The following is an 18,604-nucleotide window of genomic DNA, read 5'->3' on the forward strand; positions in this document are numbered from 1 at the left end:
GAAGTGCTTGTTTGATTTCCATCTCTCAAAGGAGAATATCAAGCTGTATTTTCTATTTAACAATCAAGGGCCGAACACTACATTTTTATAGTTTTCACCGGTCAATAATGAATTTTCAGCTACTTATTGTGCCCCGTACTGGATTTGCAACGAAATATACCCTAATTTGATGCACCTCAATGGGCGAAGGTCATATAAACGAGAAATCATCATTTAAACAGAAAAGACATTGAACGTATTATCAGGCAAAATCAAGGGGGTAATTTATGGACTGGGCAGTTTAATTTTGCTCTTGCTTCTGTTTGAATCGCTGATTTATCTTTGGAAACAAAAGCTTGTTACCCGGGAGCAAAATCTGGCTGCCGAAGTGGCAAAGGAAATGACCATCAGTTTTGAGCGGGAACTGAGCTCGCTGATTTATTTGAATTCGGGTCTTGAAGCTTATCTGAAACTTCATCAGCATCAAATCGATTCCCTCGAGGTGCAGGAGTTGCTGCGGCACCTGCATGCCCAAAGCATCGGGCATATCCGCAATCTGGCTGTTGCCCGGGGAACGCGCATTGCCTGGATTTATCTCGTCGAAGGCAATGAAGCGGCTCTGGGACACGACTATCGCGATGTACCCGATCAATGGCCCAGTGTACAAAAGGGAATCGAAAGCGGTGAAATTGTGATGGACGGTCCGCTGGAGCTGATCCAGGGCGGAATTGCCCTTATTTTTCGCAAACCGGTTTTCTTCGATTCGCTCTACTGGGGCATGCTAAGTACCGTGATCGATGTCGACAGTCTGATGCAGTCGACCTTTGGCCACATCCCCTCCCGGAATTTTAACGAGGCCGTGGTTGTTGTACGCTCAGGACAGGTCGATTGCCTTTATGGTGACCCTGCCATCCTGGAAAAGCCCGGCAGCCATCGTTTCAACATGAGGGTTTATGGTAGCGAGTGGCTGTATGTTCTTGAGCCCGCTGCCGGCGATGAGCGGGGAGCTTTACTGCGCTTGCTGATCTGGGCCGGCCGGCTGCTGATGGTGCTGCTCAGTGTGGGGGCCGGCTATTTCTTCATTGTGCGCAGCCGCTCCATTGAGCTGGGGAAAAAGTATCGCCTGTTTTTCGAGGTGGTGGAGCAAAGCCCCGTCAGCATCATGATCACCACACTCGATGGAAGCATTGACTATGTGAACCCGGCCTGCCAGCTCACTACCGGATACAAGTCGCACGAACTGCTGGGACGTCATCCCAACATGCTTAAGAGTACGCATAATCCCGATCCCGACGACGAAGAACTGTGGCAAAACATTCAAAAGGGCGAAAAATGGCAGGGTGTTTTTGAGAATCAGAAAAAAGACGGAAGCCTGTTTTGGGAGCGGGCGATCGTTTTTCCCATGCTGAATCGCCGGGGCGAAGCCATCAAGTACATTGCCATCAAAGAAGATATCACCGAAAAAATTGAAACCGAAGCGTAACTTCGAAAACTCAATGCCGATAAAGACCGTTTCATTTCCATTCTGGCACACGATCTGCGAAGCCCCTTCAATGGCTTGTTGGGTATGCTGGGTTTAATGGACAACGAGCCGGAGCAGTATACTGCTGAGCAGCAAAAAGAAATGCTGGACAATATCAAACGTTCAGCCCTGTCGATCTTCAACCTGCTGAACGATTTGCTGGCCTGGTCGAAAGCTCAGGCCGGTCAATTGGTTCCCAATCCTGAAACCATCGACTTGTGTGTCAGCATTCATGAGGTGCTGACTTTGTTCGAATCGCTGGCAGCTTCCAAACAAATAGAGCTCCGACTCATCGCTCCTGATGTATGTAGTGCTTATGCCGATCAGTATTTTGTGCAAACGGTACTGCGCAATTTGCTGGCCAATGCCCTGAAATTTACACCGAAAAACGGAACCGTAAAGGTAGAAATGCTTCGAATGCCCGGCAACATTGTGCTCCGGGTAAGCGATAACGGCATTGGCATCGATACCGATAAAATCAAACTACTCTGGGACCAGTCGTCGAATTATTCAACACGCGGCACCGATGGAGAAGCAGGTACCGGAATGGGTTTACAGCTCTGCCGCGAAATGGTCAGCTCGTGGGGAGGCGAAATAGGGGTCGACAGTGTTGAAGGGCAGGGCAGCACCTTTTATTTCACCATTCCAAATGAAACCGCGCATTCCTGAAATGAATGAATAAAGCTTAAGGAATGCTAAAATCATCACCAGGCAGAAGTTTTGTTCCGATAATTTATATTTTAGTTGGCTAAATTCATATCAACTATGTCGAAGAGCCCGAAAGCGACAACACGTCGTGATTTTCTGAAAACATCGGCTGCCGGTCTGGCTGCTTTAAGTATCATTCCCTCGCATGTGCTTGCACGTTCGGCTTATCAGGCACCCGGCGACAAGCTCAATATTGCTGCCATTGGAGTAGGAGGGGCCGGTTACACCAATTTATTGCATCTCGAAAAGGAAAACATTGTGGCCCTTTGCGATGTGGATGAAGCTTATGCGCGAAAAGCGGTCAGGCGCTGGAGCAATGCAGCGTACTATACCGATTTCAGAAGAATGCTTGAAAACGAAAAGCAGATCGATGCGGTACTGATTGCCACGCCCGATCATACGCATTCGGTGGCCGCCATGGCTGCCATGCAACTTCAGAAGCATGTTTTTGTACAAACACCCATGGCGCACGCAATTTTTGAAGCCCGCCGAATGACGGAGACGGCCCGCGTGTACAATGTAGTGGCACAGGAGGGAAATCAGCATGCCTCGACCGACCAGCTGCGGGCCATCTGTGAAATATTGTGGGCCGGGAGCATTGGTGAAATTGAAAAAGTACACGTAGCCAGCCCGCAGCCACACTGGCAGCAGGGGGGCTACTATCCCGATAAAAAGATGAGGGTGCCCAAAACACTGAACTGGGATTTGTTTGTAGGGCCGGCGCCCATGATCGATTACAACGACACCTATACTCCTTTTGGCTGGCGGGCCTGGTGGAATTTTGGAAACGGAGCACTGGCAGCTGCGGGTCCCCGCCTGCTTGCACCGGTATTCAGTGCCCTGAAACTCGAAGCTCCCGTAAAAGTGCAGGCCAGTTCCAGCGAGGTGAACCTGCAGTCGGCACCCGAGGCCGAAAAAATTGTGTTTGAATTTGCCCGTCGCGACAACCTGCCGCGCCTGGCCATGCCTCCCGTAAAACTTTATTGGTATGATGGCGGAATTGAACCGGAAATCCCTGCTCAGCTTCCTGCCGGTTTGCCCATGGGCAACGACGATGGCTATGTAATTTTTGAAGGAAGCGAAGGACTGCTGGTTTGCGGATCGGGAGGCGAAAATTATGCCGTATTAAAAAATGGCGAACTGGTGGAACCAAGGCTTCAAAAGCAGCTGCCCCGCATCATGAACCCGCTCGATGGCGGGCATGAACTCGACTGGGTAAGGGCCTGCAAGGAAAACCCGCAAAACCGACTGGCCCCATCGGCCAGCTTCGATCAACAGGCGGCCTTAAACGAAACCATTCTTTTGGGAACCATTGCCGTTCGTATTCAGTCGCTGGGAAAAAATCTGGAGTGGGACAGTGCCCAGCTGCGTTTTACCAATGTGAGTCCTTACGAAGAGTTTGAGATTGTCAACTACCAACCACTTTACATACAAAACGGAATTCCGCGGCTCGACAAGGAAGTAGAAAAGCACAATGTTGTCCATTTTGTGAATCAGCTGGTTCGGCCGGTGTACCGAAACGGCTGGGAACAGATTTGATGAATCGCTTCGCTTTCATGGGCTGCTTTCCACATCGAAATCTTATCTTTGCCTGATAAAACAGTAAGCCAATGAATACAAGCATCGATCCAAAGCAGGTCAGCCGTTTTAAACAGTTGATCGGAGAAAGTCAGAAAGCAGTCATTGTACCTCACATCAATCCCGATGGCGATGCCATTGGTTCATGCCTTGCATGCCGACACCTCTTAACAGCCATGGGTAAAACCGCCACGGTGGTAATTCCCAATGAATATCCCGACTTTTTGCAGTGGATTGACGGGAGCAGTGAAGTAATCGACTTCGAACGCGAAACACAACGCGCCCAAGCGGTAATGAAAGCAGTCGATACCCTGTTTGTGCTCGATTTCAATAATTTTGAACGCAGCGAAGGCATGGCTGATGAGCTGAATGGATTTGAAGGCCGAAGCATTCTGATTGACCACCATCCAGGCCCGGTGGCCGTATGCGATTTGCTCATTTCGTATCCCGAAGTGAATTCAACCTGCGAATTGTTTTTCCGCCTTGTTGAGGCTGCCGGTTTTCTGGCTTACATCGGGCGCAATGCCGCCGAAGCCATCTTCACCGGCATGATGACCGATACCGGTAATTTCAGCTACAACGCCTCCGACCCCGAAACCTACCGCATCATTGCCAAATTGCTGGAAAAAGGCATCGACAAGGATCAGGTTCATTCCAATGTTTACCATACTTTTTCCGAAGACCGCTGGCGCCTGATTGGCCATAGTCTGAAAGACAAGATGGTGATACTGCCTGAGTACCGGACCGGCTACATCAGTCTGAGCCGGGAGGAAATGGAGCGCTTCAACTACCAGCCCGGCGATACCGAAGGCCTGGTCAATTATCCCCTGATGGTGAAGGACATTGTATTTTGCATTTTCTTTTATGAGAAGGACGATGTGGTGAAGGTTTCTCTTCGTTCAAAAGGCGCTTTTTCGGTCAATCAGTTTTCGCGCGAGCACTTTAATGGAGGCGGGCACAACAATGCTGCCGGTGGTCGCAGCGAACTGTCGCTCAACGAGGCCATCGACTATTTTCTGAAAGTGCTGCCCGCCTATCGCGATCAACTGCTTGCTTCCTCTTAAAGCTGTTTCATGAACCGTTCTGATCTGATTAAAAAGTTATTGCCCGGTTTCATCCCGCTCTTTGTTTTTATTGCGGCCGACGAAATATGGGGAACCCGTATCGGGCTCATTGTTGCCCTGGCGGTGGGGCTGGCCGAACTGGCCTACACCTATTTCCGCGACAAACGTTTCGACCGTTTTATCCTGCTCGACACGGCCCTGCTGATGGCCCTGGGGGGAATTTCCATCCTGCTTGAAAATGATATCTTTTTCAAAATTAAGCCGGCCATCATCGAAGGTATCATGGTGCTGATGCTGGGGCTTTCGGCCTTTACCCGTTTCGATTTGGTGGGGGGCATGTCGAAACGTTACATGAAAGGCATTGAGCTGAATGAGGCGGTTCAGCAAAAATTCAGACAAACCCTGAAAGTCATGTTCTGGATTTTTTCGGTCCACACCCTGCTGGTACTCTACGCTGCCTTTTTTCTCTCGCGCGAAGCCTGGGCCTTTATCAGCGGCGGTTTGTTTTACATCCTCTTTGCTGTTTATTTCCTCTACGAATGGATGAAGCAGAAGCGGGCAGGCCGAAAGATGGCTGCAGCCCCGGTCGACGATGAAGAATGGCTGCCCGCGGTGGATGAAGAAGGAAAGATCATAGGAAAAGTACTGCGCTCGAAGGTACACAACGGCTCCCGGATCTTGCACCCCGTAGTGCACCTGCATGTGATGAATCACCGCAAACATTTGTACCTGCAAAAACGCCCCGATAACAAACTGATCCAGCCCGGCAAATGGGATACGGCCGTGGGCGGACACATTGCCTTTGGCGAGGATGTCAAAACCTCATTGCAGCGCGAAGCCTGGGAAGAAATCGGCTTGAAGGAATTTTCAGCCAAACCCATTGGTAGCTACCTTTTCGAGAGTGAAATCGAACGGGAACTGGTTTATTCCTTTCTGACTTACGATTTCAAGGGCATCCACCTGCATTCCGACGAAGTGCAGGAAGGCCGTTTCTGGACCCAAAAACAAATTGAGCAAAACCTGGGTAAAGGCGTCTTTACACCCAACTTTGAACTGGAGTACAGGCAACAGCTGAAGGGGAAGATTTTCTGAGGACAGGGGAGGTTGAGGTTAAGGTTGAGGTTGAGGTTGAGGTTTGCCAACGGCTTTTGTTGTAATTGTTGTAATTGTTGATTGATAATGGACAGTTGACAATGGCTCCGCTTATTTAAGCTGTTAAAAAGCGTATGGTTCTAAATCGTCGGTTTATTCAACTGGGTAAACTTAGGACTTAGGACTCAATTACCAATGACGCTTTGACTTACTTTCCTATCAGAAAGATGGCTGGTCGTTTGTGCAGGTCGGGAAGGGCTTTCTTCCATTCCCTGATGGTCAGTGTTTTGATGTATTCCGTTTCGAGGGTCAGATCGCAGGCCACGCACAGGCGGGTATTGTTGTTCAGCGTTTTTACCAGTTCTTCGAGCAGTGAATTGTTACGGTAGGGGGTTTCGATAAATAGCTGGGTTTGATCGTACTTAACGGCTTGCTGCTCCATAAAGTGCAGTGTTTTTCCCCTCGATGGATGCTTGATGGGAACATAGCCCACAAAAGTGAAACTCTGGCCATTCATTCCCGAGGCCATCAGGGAAAGCAGAATGGACGAAGGTCCAACCAGTGGTCTTACGGTAATGTCCTTTTGATGGGCCGTTTTTACCACTTCGGCACCGGGATCGGCCACACCAGGGCAGCCGGCTTCCGAGATCACGCCCATGTCGTTCCCTTCGGCAGCATGTTGCAGAAACAACACCATGTCGTCGTGGCGTGTCCGCTTGTTGATTTCCATAAAGGTCAGCCCGTCGATGTTAATGTCGGGATCGATCTTCTTCAGAAACCTGCGGGCTGTGCGTGTATTTTCAACAAAATAGAAACTGATTTTCTGTATCAACGGTAGTATATCGGCCGTTAGGACCTTATATGGATTTTCATCACCCAGGGTATTGGGGATCAAATAGAGTGTTCCGCTCATCTTTTTTTTTTGCAAAGGTAGAATTTTATCCCACATTAACTGAATCGATGTACGACCAGTCGAACTGCTTCTTTCGTGCCAGCCTGCTGATTAAAATTACAAGCAGGCCGTAAATGCCGGCAAGCATCAGGGGGTAAAGAAAGTTATTTTCACTCAGATACTGATGCAGAAAGCCCGGAGGAATGGCAGGCATCAGCACCGAAAATAGCTTCAAAGCCGTTTTTCCTCCCTGAACGATTGTTTTTTCCTGTGAATACTGAAGAAATGGACCTGAATTTGATATTTTTGGAAGACCAAAGCCAAAAGAAGAAGCGTTTTGAAAATCACATTTTTAGGAACAGGAACTTCACAGGGAGTACCCATTATTGCCTGTAATTGTAAGGTTTGCCAGTCGACCAACTCAAAGGATCAGCGTTTGCGTTCGTCGATCATGATTGAAAGCGACGGCGGCTGCATCGTAATTGATGCCGGACCCGACTTTCGGCAGCAGTTGTTGCGGGCCGGTGTAATGAAGCTGGATGCCATTCTGCTTACCCACGAGCATTACGATCACATTGCCGGGCTCGACGACATCAGGGCCTTCAACTGGGTTCAGAAGCGCCCAACCGACATCTATGCCGAGCACCGGGTACAGCAATCGGTGAAGCGTATTTTTCATTATGTATTTGCCAGCAAAAAGTATCCGGGCATTCCCCAGATGAAACTGCACGATATCAAGAACCGCCCATTCGAAATCAATGGTCTTCGCATTGTTCCCATCAGGGGGCATCATTACAAGTTGCCCGTGTTTGGTTTCCGCATTGCCGACTTTGCCTACCTTACCGACATGAAGACGCTTCCCGAAGAAGAACTGGAAAAATTGCAGGGGCTTGAGGTTCTGGTCATCAACGCCCTGCGCTTCGAAGAACACCTTTCGCACATGAATGTTGAACAGGCACTGGCTTTAATTGCTGAATTGAAGCCGCAGAAAGCCTACCTGACGCATTTGAGCCACCAGCTGGGACTGCACGACGAGGTGAATCAACTGCTGCCCGAAGGGGTCGGGCTGGCCTACGACGGGCTGGTTCTTTTCCCTGAAAAGTAAGTGAAATAATAGAGCACACTGCCCGAAAGCAGAAAGAAAATGCCGGCTGCTACCAGTCCGGTGCCAAGGGAATACTCGTCGGTAACCCAGCCCAGGATGGGGCCAATCATGGCAAAATTGATGCGAATGAACATGTTGCGCAGCGAGAGCACGGTAGCCCTCACATCCGAATCGATCAGCAGATGGATGTAGTCTTTCAGCACCGGTGTGGCAATTCCCCGCACCATGTAAAACAGAAAAAGCAGGGGCAGGGCCCATACCGAAATAAACAAGCCGGTAAAGATGAACCCGCCTGCCACCGACAGGAAAATAATGCCGGTGCTTTGCCGCTGACTGAAGCGGTGCTCAACGCGGTGGGCCATCATCGACGAAAAACCAACGGTGAGGTTGAGGGCAGTCCAGATCACACCGAACAGGGCCAGCGGCCAGTCGATTTCCTGCAGGTAGGGCTGTATAAACCAGGCATAGGTGAGTGTTGCCGTGCCTATGAGCGATGAAAAGAGAATGAAATAGCGCAGCTTTACGTGTTCGACCATGGCAAAGCGCACCACATGCAGGATATCGCGAAAACCGGCGACCCTTTTTTCCTTGTCAATGGGCGGTTCAACGAGGCTGATGGCCGCCGGAATGGCCGCTGCTGCAATCAGGGTTTGAAAGTAGAAGGGGGTACGCAGGCTGATGGTGGCCAGCAAGGCCCCCAGTATGCCGGCAAAGGCTTCCGAGAAGTTCCCCACCGAGGTCACGCGCCCTTCATATTTCAGATACTCCCCCTCACGTCGCTGGCTTTTCATGCTATCGTACAACATGGCCGAATCGGAACCCGAAATAAAGCTTTGTCCCATGCCCAGCACCAGTTCGGCCAGCATAAACTGCCAGAAAGCAAAGGAGAAGGTATAGAATGAAAAGCCGACGGTGGTAAGCAGGGCCCCCACAATGAGCGTTTTGCGCCGGCCCCACACATCGCCAAAATAACCCGAAGGTATCTCCAGCACCAGCATCCCCACCGAATACACTGCCTTCAGCAGAAAGATGTCGGTCATGCTAAGGCCATTGTCTTCGAAGAACAGCACAATAATGGGCATGATCAGCGAAAACCATTTCGCAATTTTGATGATGTACAACTTGTAGAGGTTGTTTGCAATTGTTCGGGCCATCGGACAAAAATATAAAAGAGTTTCTTCCCGCCATAGCGATTTCTGCTTACTCAATAAAAACGATCATTCACTCAATATTTCCGGCCATGTACTCAATTTATTTTTAACAGCGCATAAAAGTAGTTGATGGCTTACAGCCTTTTTTTTCGTCCCGTTAGGGACCGGATATTGGTAGAAACAGTGGCGTAAATAAAATGGAAGTCCCGTTAGGGACGAAATAAAAAACCTGACAACGAGGCAAATGTTGAAAGAATTTGAGATCGAATATGATGACCGGTGCGTATTTAAACCAGTGGATATTGATTATAGCGTAGCTGACGGCACTTACTTAAATGCAGGATTCAAACGATCTACCAATATAAAGTCCCTAACGGGACGATCGCTTGATTGCGATGTTGGTGATAATATTTTTATTAATCCGGTTGGGATGGTATATTGGTAGTTGATCGCTTACAGCCTTTTTTTTCGTCCCGTTCGGGACCGGATATTGGTAGAAACAGTGGCGTAAATAAAATGGAAGTCCCGTTAGGGACGAAATAAAAAACCTGACAACGAGGCAAATATTGAAAGAATTTGAGATCGAATAGGATGACCGGTGCGTATTTAAAACGGTTGATATTGATAATACCGTACCTGACGGCACTTACTGAAATGCAGGATTCAATTGTCTACCAATATAAAGTCCCTAACGGGACGATGGCTTGATCGTGAAGTTGGTGATAACATTTTTATTAATCCGGTTGGGATGGTATATTGGTAGTTGATCGCTTACAGCCTTTTTTTTCGTCCCGTTCGGGACCGGATATTGGTAGAAGCAGTGGCGTAAATAAAATGGAAGTCCCGTTAGGGACGAAATAAAAAACCTGACAACGAGGCAAATGTTGAAAGAATTTGAGATCGAATATGATGACCGGTGCGTATTTAAAACGGTTGATATTGATAATACCGTACCTGACGGCACTTACTGAAATGCAGGATTCAATTGTCTACCAATATAAAGTCCCTGACGGGACGATCGCTTGATCGCGATGTTGGTGATAATATTTTTGGTTAATCTCGTTAGAGTTGGAATATTGGTAGTTGATAATATTTTTTTGGTCCCGTAAGGGACCGTATATTGGTAGAAACAAATGAGTAAAAAAATGGAAGTCCCGTTAGGGACGAAATAAAACCTGCCAACAAGGCAAATGTTGAAAGAATTTGAGATCGAATAGGATGACCGGTACGTATTTAAACCAGTGGATATTGATTATAGCGTACCTGACGGCACTTACTTAAATGCAGGATTCAAACGATCTACCAATATAAAGTCCCTGACGGGACGATCGCTTGATTGCGATGTTGGTGATAATATTTTCGTTAATCTCGTTAGAGTTGGAATATTGGTAGTTGATAACATTTTTTTTGGTCCCGTAAGGGACCGTATATTGGTAGAAACAAATGAGTAAAGAAAATGGAAGTCCCGTTAGGGACGAAATAAAACCTGCCAACAAGGCAAATGTTGAAAGAATTTGAAATCGAATAAGATGACCATTACGTATTTAACCCTGTTGATATTGATAATACCGTAGCTGACGGCACTTACTGAAATGCAGGATTCAATTGTCTGTCAATATAAAGTCCCTGACGGGACGATCGCTTGATCGTGAAGTTGGGTTGCAGTGAGATTACTGACTGTGATTGAAGGTAAAGTGTTTAGTTGATAAAGTCTTGAATTTGCACTGGCAATTGTTTTTGCCACATTTGATAATAAGTTCCTCTTTTTTGAAATAGGTCATTATGGGTTCCTTGTTCAATAAGATGGCCATTTTCAAGGACTACAATCTGATCAGCACCAATAATTGTACTTAGCCGATGGGCAATAATAATGATCGTTTTACCTTCATTTTTTAATTCCTGGATTGTTTTCTGAACATAAAACTCTGATTTTGAATCTAACGAAGATGTTGCTTCGTCAAGGATGATTATTTCGGGATTTCGGTATAAGGCTCTGGCAATAGCAATTCGTTGTTTTTGACCTCCTGAAAGTTGGGCTCCGTTTTCACCCAAATAAGTATTTAAGCCGGCAGGAAGTTGTTCAATAAATTCATTTAGACCTAATGATCTGCAGATCGTTAATATTCGTTCGACATCAGGTTCTACTACACCTAGTGCTATGTTTTCAATTATATTTCCTGCAAAAAGTTCCAGTTGTTGAGGAACACCGGAGACCATTTTACGTAGCGAATCAGAATCGAAATAAGCGATATCATAATTACCTATTATAATGGAGCCTTTGTTTAATTTGTAAAGTTTTTGCAGAAGAACAGCGAGCGTTGTTTTCCCGGAACCACTTTCACCAATAATGGCAGTTATTTCGCCTTTTTTAATAATCAGATTAAGATCCTCAAAAACATCAACCCGGGTTCCATAGCTAAAATGTACGTGTTGAAAGTAGATATCTCCAAGAAGTTCTTGCTTTAGTTCTATCTTATTTTCATCGCTCTCACGCTTCAAGTCCATGATTTCAAATAAGCGGTCGGCAGCAATTAAGGCATTCTGAATGGTTTTATTCATTCCTATCAGGTTCGCTGCAGGTCCGGTGAAGTAGCCAATAATTGCATAGAAGCCTAAAAGCTCTCCAGGTGTAATGGAACGATCAATTACGAAACCTGCACCCACCCAAAGCAATATAATGGTAAAGGCTCTGCTTGAGAATTCTGAAGATGTTCCTGAAAATATTGAATTGAGGCCTGATTTATACACCGTTTTTAGCAATCCAATAAAGCGTGTTTCAGTTTTTGTGTTAGCAAAATCTTCAATTCCAAATTGTTTGATGGTTTTTACCGAGTTAAGCGATTCTACTAACTGACTCTCCAGTTCTGCAGCATGTTCCATTAATTTTCTTTCCTGCTTACGGTTTAGACGATTCACAAAAAAATAGGTAGTTGTATAGAGAGGTACAACCAGCGACATGATTAATGCTAATTTCCAGCTATATATGAACATCAGGGCAAATGAAAAAAGAACTATAAATACGTTAACGATCAAAGTTATGGTGGTGTCGTTTATAAAGAGACGAATTTTAACAGCATCGTTAATACGTGAAATAATTTCGCCTACGCGCATTGTGTCGAAAAAGCGTTGAGGGAGTTTGAGCAGGTGTTTGTAATAGCCCAGTATTAAGCGGGCATCTATTTGTTGCCCTGTGCGAAGCATGAATACACTTTTACTTGCACCAATGAAAATTTGAATAAGTAGCAGGATCAACATAACAATACTTAACAGGTTCAATAAATTCCTGTTATTTCCAACCAGTACAAAGTCAGTTATTTTTTGAATGTAGATCGAGGTTGATAATCCCAAAACGGTATAAACGATCGCCCCCCAAAGTGATTGGGTTAAGATACTTCTGTGCGGACGAAGCAGAAAAATAAAGCGTCGGAAATTGGAAATCTTCCTGTTTCCCGTTTCAAAATTTTCGGCTGGCGCAAACAAGACTATAACGCCTGTCCACATTTCTTCAAATTCAGATAAGGTGATTTTATGCAACTGACCATCGACCGGATCCATATATTTCAATAGATTTTTCTTCACCCGATAAAGCACCACATAATGGTGTAAAATCTCATTTACCACAACATGAGCAATGGCCGGGAGGGGAATTTTAGGCAGGGCATCAATACCACCCTTTACACCTTTGGCAGTGAAGCCTAGTTTTTCAGCTGCCTTTATCAAGCCTAAAACATTGGTTCCTTTTTTATCAGTTCCGGCCATTTGGCGGATGCGCGCAACAGGGAGCCTTAGATGATAGTGGGACGAAATGGATGCCAAACATGCCGCACCGCAATCGGTAATATCTCTTTGTTTAACTTTGATGTTCATCCGGTAGTTTTTAAGTAGCTTAGTCAGAATGGTACTCCTGTCGATAAATGCCTTGTAATTATTACTGTTGGTCTGCTAGCTTTGGATTCAACCAATTGTCAACCTTATCTAAAAATAGTTGGGATAGCGTGCGTTCAGTTAAAGTAAAGCGGCCAGTCAGCGTCATTCCTTTAATGAGTTCGCCTTTGTAACCATTCTTTAATTGAAGATAGTTGGTGTTTAAGGTACAACGTACTTTAAAAACAGGCTGGTTGTTTATAGTTAAGATATCGCCCGATATTTCATTAACTATTCCATTCGCTGTTCCCCATTGGTTATAATTAAAGGCATCGAGTTGAAAATCCACGTTCATTCCCTTATTGAAAAAGCCAATATCAGATGGCGATACGTAACATTCAACCAGCAATTCACTTTCGGGTGAAATCTGAGCTAATATCTGGTTAGGGGAGATGAAGCTCCCGGTTTGAACTCCGGAACATTGTATGATTTTTCCGTCGATTGGCGAGATGATCAGATATTTCTTTTTTTCTTCATTAATTTGAGTAATTCCAGCTTCCAGTTCTGCATTTTCTTGTTGCAGGAGCACCAGCGAAGCATTCCATTGTCGATGGTATTGGTCGTGAATTAGTTTCTCCTTTTTTAATGAGATTTCATAATTGTTCACTATTCTGTTGTGGTCCATTGCAGTTTCAACTGCCTTATGAAACAGTTCATCTGAAACCTTTTTTTCGGTAGAATAATACTCACTTTGTATTTTTTGTTGGTTGAGTTGTGTTAAATATTCATTGTACTCACTCAGGTATTTGGGTGTTTTTACAAGTTCAGGGTGATAATGCAAAACCATCTGCAGATCATGAATAAATGCCTTATTCCTTTCTATTTTTTCCCGGTGGGTATTTATTTGTCCTTCCAGTGATTGGGAATTTAAAATCACCAGTGTATCTCCGGTGAAAACTTTTTTGTTTTCTGCGAGATTAATCCATATGATTTGACCATAAACCAATGATTGCAGACTACTATTTTCATTGGCCGATCGGATGATTCCTCTGCTTTGGGAACTTATTTCTACTTTGATAAATGGAGTTGCCCCGAGGGCCGCCAACAAGCTCAGCAAAATAACGATATAGATGGTTTGTCTGACTTTTGAATGCCTGGCAAAATGGCTTTCTGCACTGTTATCTATTATTTCAGGAGGAAAAAGGTTCATTTTATCATTTGATAAACTTGTATCATTATGATTACAATTAGATAAATCAATAAAATCCAATAGGTGATTTTCAAGGTTCTTAACTTTTTAAGTTTCCTTGCATCTTCCATTTGAATATCGATATTATATACTCCTAGTAAGCAATCGATAAAGAACTGGTGTTATCAAGTTTTAGATTTTTTATCAAAAGCTCAAAACTAAGTAAGTGCATTGTATAGCATAATAATAACAGATATAATAACGTAAATTAAAAGTATCAAATTGACTTTTTTAAGCTTCTTAATTTGTCGTTCATTTTTTTCTATTTTCATAATGGTAGTAAAAGTTTTACTTCAATAAATTATAATATCGTAAATAAATGCTTGCCTTGGATTATGAGAAGATATTGGCAAGCATTTATATTTTAATTGTCTGGAAAAGAGAACTAAATGCTTAAGTTATAGTTTATATTTTACACCTATAAACATCTTCAGCCTGAGCAGCAACAAAATCGTCTACAGCATTATCTATTGCTGCTGCGATTTTACCAATTGCTCTTCCTAAGTGGAACATAAATTTGTCTCCACCATTGATTACCAACAACTCCTCGATTGATAATTCTTTTAAATTTATTAATTCTTTCATAGTTTTAATTATTTTCTTGTTTCGTTATAACCTTCTTTAACACCGGCGACCAAGTCATCCCAATTATTATAAACATAAATGCAAGCACCTGCAATTGCTATTGCCAAAGCAATACTTCCACCATTTCCATTTCTCATTTCAACAGCATCCAGTTCCCGGACACCCATTAATTCTAAATTTTTCATGATACACAAAATTTAATTTAATTTTATGCCGGCTGTTAAAGCTGGCTTGCCCGGTAGCTGTTCTGTTCGCGAAAAGTGGATTGGCTGCCGGGCTTGATCTTTTGAGAATTCTCAGATGCTAAGTTAGGTGAGTACCGTCCAGAAAAAAGAACGGAACTAAAATTTTTAGGAATATTTTCTTGCTATTGGATTAAGGAGCATCCGTGTTGCCATCAGCTGCCAGCAAAAAAGGGAAGAAAGCTGCTTATTCCTTCAAAGATCTGATTTACTTTATCTTTTAAGTGTTAAAACCAATTGTTTAAAGTTTAGAGCTGACGTCGCATTCTTCTTGTTTGAGCCCCCTTTAATTTTTAACGTGGTATTCCGATCAACTACAAGAATGGGGGCTTGCGTGATGATACGTTTATTGCCGGTGTAAACAAACGAGTGCTTACTTCTACTGTATTTTATGTCTACATTGAATGCTTTCAGATCGTCGAGTTCAATAAATAACTGACTTCTCGAGATGCCTAATTTTTCTGCAAATTCTTCCGCATTTCCTGTCTTTTCGATTTCAATCAATTTGGACATTTTTTCAATTACATATATTTTTTTGTCCAGTTTCATGATTACTAGTTTTTTTGGGCATTAGTTTATTCCTTTTTTCGAAAAAAGGTTACCCAGTTTTTACGAAAAGTTGATGAAATACGTTATAGCGGTGGTGAAGTGTAATGTCTTGTAGAAGAATATCTTAGTGTACTGAGGGGCATTCAAAACACTTGTGAATTTGCTATTAAGCTGTTTATGGTGAGTGAACCTAAAGTCTGTGATTAGATTGAAGAGCAACAAAAACTATTAATATTATTTTCTGTTTTTGGATCTTGTTATAAACAAACTGTTAGCAACAGGCATATGGCTACATAAATCAGAGGTACTGAAATAGTGCAAATAGCTATTGCTGGGCTATCCATGGCTCATAAGTTCACGAAATGAAGCACTGTACAAATTGTTAGATCCCATTAATTCCAAATGGTTGCCATATGAATGAATTTGTCCCTTCTCAAGAATGTAAATACGATCTGAAAAACGTGTAATTTTAATCCGATGGGTAACTAGTAAGATGCAAATATCAGTTTTTAGTTTGTTGAGAAGATTCATAACAAAATTTTCAGTATTTCTATCCATGGCCGAAGTGGGTTCGTCGAGAATTAGTAAACTGGGTTTTGACCATAAGGCCCTGGCCAGGCCAACCAGTTGTTTTTGACCACCGGAAATATTGATCCCCTGTTCGCCAAGCAGTGTTCCATAATTTTGTGGGAACTCAGTAAAAAACTGATGGAAACCGGTTTGCATACAGAAATCAACACATTTTTGTATTTCTTCCTGTGTTGCACCCAAGCATATATTCTCGATTAGTGTTCCGTTAAACATCTTTACCTCTTGCGGCACTATGCCGATTTGTTTACGCCATGCAGGGATGGAGATTTCATTTATTGTGTGTTCGTTTACGAATATTTCACCTTCCTCCGGGGCATAAAAACGTTGAAGAATGTTAAGAAAAGTGGTTTTTCCGCAACCGCTTTCACCAAGTAACGCGATAATCTCACCTTTTGATACCTGCAACGATACCCCCTTTAGTAATTGTTTTCTGCCTGGAAAACGGAATGAAACATTTTTAACTTCAACTTTGTCGATATCCGTCAACCTTGCTTTATAATCTTCCAACTCTTCTTCAAATTCGGGGGGAATTGATGAGAATTCATACATACGGTCGAACGCTACTTTTGCACCCTGCAGGGTGATATTTGCAAACGACAAACTTACAATGGCAGGGAAAACGCTGCCGCTAATACCAAGTAAGGCCATAAGCGATCCAATGGTGAGTTTCTCTTTGATGACCATCCATGAGCCAACCGTAACGAGGGTGATGGTAATAAATACAGAAGCTATTTCGGCCGTTAACTGAAGCGAAATACCAACCTTTCCTAAGCTGAAGATTTTATCCTGGTAAATACCGTAAATAACCTGGTTGAGTTTTGAAAACTGTTCTTCTTTATTTCCGCCTTTTATTGCATCAATGCCCTGAATGGAATTCACATAATTGCCCGATTTATGGGCATTGGAGGCCATGACTTCTTGCTGGCTTGTTACTATTCGTTTGTGATATCGCCACGAAATAAAACCGAAAAGTGGGAATGCAACCATTGAAAGCATTCCAATTGTAGGCGAATAGATAAACAATATGACCTCGCCAGTAATTACCAACAAAAAGTTTTTGAGTAAATCACCAAAAACAGCTGTTATGGTGTTTTGTATGCGGGAAGTATCGTTCATGCGTTCGACCAATTCGCCGGTATGGCGGGTATCGAAAAACGATTTGGGTAAATGCAATAAATTGTTAAAAAAACGGCCAATTAAGCGGTTATTAAATCCCTTGCCTTGTATGATGCCAAAAAATCCGGCAATATAACCAATGCCTCCGCGGGCAGCCAGCAGAATGGCAACCAGCACTAAGCTGACAGCCAGCTTTTCAACATCTCCTGAGGGTAAAATGTCATCAATCAGTTTTTGAGAAAAAATGGCCATGACCATACCGAGTATGGCTAAAACAAGGCTTACTATGAAAATAATAGTAAGCAGGCTGATGTCTTCGCGAAGTAGCAACCTGAACCAATTCCATTTCCCTTTTTTGATTTCACCTGCTTGTTCAATTCTTTCGGTTGGCAAAAGTTCCAATAGTGATCTTGTCTGCCATATAGCTGACAGTTCTGGTTCGGTGTATTCCATTATACCTCTGCCCGGGTCGCCAATAATGTATTTGCCGTTTTCAAAGCCATAGCAAACCACGTAATGCAGTAAGCGTTTGTCGATGATGACATGTTGAATGACTGGGTGTTCTAATTCTTGTAAATATTCAAAATTCCCCTCGTATCCTTCTACTTCAAAGCCCAGTTTTTGTGCTGCCTGATAAAGACCAAGCAGGGTGGTGCCTTGTTTTGATGTGCCGCTGATTTCGCGCAGGTTTTCTAAACTTTTATTTCCTCCATGGTATTTTAATATAGATAATAAACAGGCAACACCACAATCGGACTGATCGAGCTGTTTGGTAAAAGTTTTATCGATTAAGTTTCTTCTCATAGACGATTTTATTCATCTTTTGTTTAGTCATTTACCTGCCCTGTTTGAACCACCTGTAGTAAGTCATCGATACGGGTAGCCCCATTGAAACGCTTTACGAGTTTGTTGTTTGTGCCGTAAACGAAAGTGCTTGGCGCGGCCAATTGTCCAAAGTATTTTTGAAGGGAATCGAAAGGACAATGGTAAACACCTACGTTGGGTAAAACATGCAAACCAAGAGTTTGGCCTAGATGCTTAATTGTATCAATGGGTTCGGCTGAAACCAATATAATTTCAGTATTCTCAAATTCAGGTATGCGTTTAGAAAGCTCTTCCAACTCGTACCTGCAAAAATCGCAATGGGTATTGAAGAAAAATAGAAGTTTAATCTCGTCATAAGAAAAATCAGTGAGGTAAATTATCTCATTTTGAGAAGAAAGCAATTCTATTTTGGGCATGAACGCAATTTTACAGTACGCTTCTTTTTTAATGGAAACTTTATTGAACGACAAATACCATAAACTACCTATCAGT

At 43.7% G+C, this 18,604-nt stretch carries 16 protein-coding genes; 6 read left to right on the forward strand and 10 right to left on the reverse strand.

The annotated features are described in order from the left end of the window. Positions 1 to 229 precede the first annotated feature (229 nt). The 5 genes from FHS86_RS04435 to FHS86_RS04455 all read left to right on the forward strand — a co-directional run bounded on the left by FHS86_RS04435 (position 230) and on the right by FHS86_RS04455 (position 5,943). Positions 230 to 1,462, forward strand: a complete 1,233-nt coding sequence (locus FHS86_RS04435) for a PAS domain S-box protein (RefSeq protein WP_429411560.1) — start codon at positions 230 to 232, stop codon at positions 1,460 to 1,462. Between the two features lie 33 nt (positions 1,463 to 1,495). Next, positions 1,496 to 2,170 carry a sensor histidine kinase gene (locus FHS86_RS04440; RefSeq protein ID WP_429411625.1) on the forward strand — a complete coding sequence of 225 codons (675 nt, stop codon included), beginning with the start codon at positions 1,496 to 1,498 and terminating at the stop codon, positions 2,168 to 2,170. A gap of 96 nt (positions 2,171 to 2,266) precedes the next feature. Beyond that, positions 2,267 to 3,748 (forward strand): Gfo/Idh/MocA family oxidoreductase, encoded by a 1,482-nt coding sequence (locus FHS86_RS04445; RefSeq protein WP_429411563.1) that lies wholly within the window; start codon positions 2,267 to 2,269, stop codon positions 3,746 to 3,748. A 71-nt stretch (positions 3,749 to 3,819) separates the two neighbouring features. Continuing rightward, on the forward strand, positions 3,820 to 4,851 hold the full coding sequence (locus tag FHS86_RS04450) for a DHH family phosphoesterase (protein WP_429411565.1): 1,032 nt from the start codon (positions 3,820 to 3,822) through the stop codon (positions 4,849 to 4,851). 9 nt (positions 4,852 to 4,860) lie between these two features. Further along, positions 4,861 to 5,943, forward strand: a complete 1,083-nt coding sequence (locus FHS86_RS04455) for a septation protein IspZ (protein WP_429411567.1) — start codon at positions 4,861 to 4,863, stop codon at positions 5,941 to 5,943. 208 nt (positions 5,944 to 6,151) lie between these two features. On the opposite strand, the gene FHS86_RS04460 is transcribed toward FHS86_RS04455, so the two are convergent. Continuing rightward, positions 6,152 to 6,871, reverse strand: a complete 720-nt coding sequence (locus FHS86_RS04460; RefSeq protein WP_429411569.1) for an SAM-dependent methyltransferase — start codon at positions 6,869 to 6,871, stop codon at positions 6,152 to 6,154. Between the two features lie 10 nt (positions 6,872 to 6,881). After that, positions 6,882 to 7,070, reverse strand: a complete 189-nt coding sequence (locus FHS86_RS04465) for a hypothetical protein (protein WP_429411571.1) — start codon at positions 7,068 to 7,070, stop codon at positions 6,882 to 6,884. A gap of 102 nt (positions 7,071 to 7,172) precedes the next feature. Between FHS86_RS04465 and FHS86_RS04470 the strand changes: the two genes are divergently transcribed. Then, on the forward strand, positions 7,173 to 7,940 hold the full coding sequence (locus FHS86_RS04470; RefSeq protein ID WP_429411573.1) for an MBL fold metallo-hydrolase: 768 nt from the start codon (positions 7,173 to 7,175) through the stop codon (positions 7,938 to 7,940). Here the strand turns inward: FHS86_RS04470 and FHS86_RS04475 are convergent. The 8 genes from FHS86_RS04475 to FHS86_RS04510 form a co-directional block, all read right to left on the reverse strand. Further along, the gene (locus FHS86_RS04475) at positions 7,907 to 9,094 is read right to left on the reverse strand and encodes an MFS transporter (RefSeq protein ID WP_429411575.1); all 1,188 of its coding nucleotides are present in this window, start codon (positions 9,092 to 9,094) and stop codon (positions 7,907 to 7,909) included. The two genes, FHS86_RS04470 and FHS86_RS04475, sit on opposite strands and share 34 nt — an antisense overlap. 1,695 nt (positions 9,095 to 10,789) lie before the next feature. After that, positions 10,790 to 12,958 carry a peptidase domain-containing ABC transporter gene (locus tag FHS86_RS04480; RefSeq protein ID WP_429411577.1) on the reverse strand — a complete coding sequence of 723 codons (2,169 nt, stop codon included), beginning with the start codon at positions 12,956 to 12,958 and terminating at the stop codon, positions 10,790 to 10,792. 61 nt (positions 12,959 to 13,019) lie between these two features. After that, complete coding sequence (locus FHS86_RS04485) at positions 13,020 to 14,225, reverse strand: HlyD family efflux transporter periplasmic adaptor subunit (protein ID WP_429411580.1); 1,206 nt, start codon at positions 14,223 to 14,225, stop codon at positions 13,020 to 13,022. 384 nt (positions 14,226 to 14,609) lie between these two features. Then, the gene (locus FHS86_RS04490) at positions 14,610 to 14,789 is read right to left on the reverse strand and encodes a hypothetical protein (RefSeq protein ID WP_429411583.1); all 180 of its coding nucleotides are present in this window, start codon (positions 14,787 to 14,789) and stop codon (positions 14,610 to 14,612) included. Positions 14,790 to 14,797: 8 nt separating this feature from the next. Beyond that, the gene (locus FHS86_RS04495; RefSeq protein WP_429411585.1) at positions 14,798 to 14,974 is read right to left on the reverse strand and encodes a hypothetical protein; all 177 of its coding nucleotides are present in this window, start codon (positions 14,972 to 14,974) and stop codon (positions 14,798 to 14,800) included. A gap of 270 nt (positions 14,975 to 15,244) precedes the next feature. Further along, positions 15,245 to 15,580 carry a hypothetical protein gene (locus tag FHS86_RS04500; protein ID WP_429411587.1) on the reverse strand — a complete coding sequence of 112 codons (336 nt, stop codon included), beginning with the start codon at positions 15,578 to 15,580 and terminating at the stop codon, positions 15,245 to 15,247. A gap of 336 nt (positions 15,581 to 15,916) precedes the next feature. Then, positions 15,917 to 18,091 (reverse strand): peptidase domain-containing ABC transporter, encoded by a 2,175-nt coding sequence (locus tag FHS86_RS04505; RefSeq protein ID WP_429411589.1) that lies wholly within the window; start codon positions 18,089 to 18,091, stop codon positions 15,917 to 15,919. A gap of 23 nt (positions 18,092 to 18,114) precedes the next feature. Next, positions 18,115 to 18,528 (reverse strand): peroxiredoxin family protein, encoded by a 414-nt coding sequence (locus FHS86_RS04510; RefSeq protein WP_429411590.1) that lies wholly within the window; start codon positions 18,526 to 18,528, stop codon positions 18,115 to 18,117. Between the last annotated feature and the right edge of the window lie 76 nt (positions 18,529 to 18,604).

Source organism: Roseimarinus sediminis (genome assembly GCF_050433125.1).
Taxonomy (GTDB): Bacteria; Bacteroidota; Bacteroidia; order Bacteroidales; family Prolixibacteraceae; genus Roseimarinus; species Roseimarinus sediminis.

Coding starts and splice junctions, on each gene's coding strand:
- FHS86_RS04445 (WP_429411563.1), top strand. CDS start 2,267: ATGTCGAAGAGCCCGAAAGCGACAACACGTCGTGATTTTCTGAAAACA.
- FHS86_RS04450 (WP_429411565.1), top strand. CDS start 3,820: ATGAATACAAGCATCGATCCAAAGCAGGTCAGCCGTTTTAAACAGTTG.
- FHS86_RS04490 (WP_429411583.1), bottom strand. CDS start 14,789: ATGAAAGAATTAATAAATTTAAAAGAATTATCAATCGAGGAGTTGTTG.
- FHS86_RS04500 (WP_429411587.1), bottom strand. CDS start 15,580: ATGAAACTGGACAAAAAAATATATGTAATTGAAAAAATGTCCAAATTG.
- FHS86_RS04505 (WP_429411589.1), bottom strand. CDS start 18,091: ATGAGAAGAAACTTAATCGATAAAACTTTTACCAAACAGCTCGATCAG.
- FHS86_RS04480 (WP_429411577.1), bottom strand. CDS start 12,958: ATGAACATCAAAGTTAAACAAAGAGATATTACCGATTGCGGTGCGGCA.
- FHS86_RS04475 (WP_429411575.1), bottom strand. CDS start 9,094: ATGGCCCGAACAATTGCAAACAACCTCTACAAGTTGTACATCATCAAA.
- FHS86_RS04495 (WP_429411585.1), bottom strand. CDS start 14,974: ATGAAAAATTTAGAATTAATGGGTGTCCGGGAACTGGATGCTGTTGAA.
- FHS86_RS04510 (WP_429411590.1), bottom strand. CDS start 18,528: ATGCCCAAAATAGAATTGCTTTCTTCTCAAAATGAGATAATTTACCTC.
- FHS86_RS04455 (WP_429411567.1), top strand. CDS start 4,861: ATGAACCGTTCTGATCTGATTAAAAAGTTATTGCCCGGTTTCATCCCG.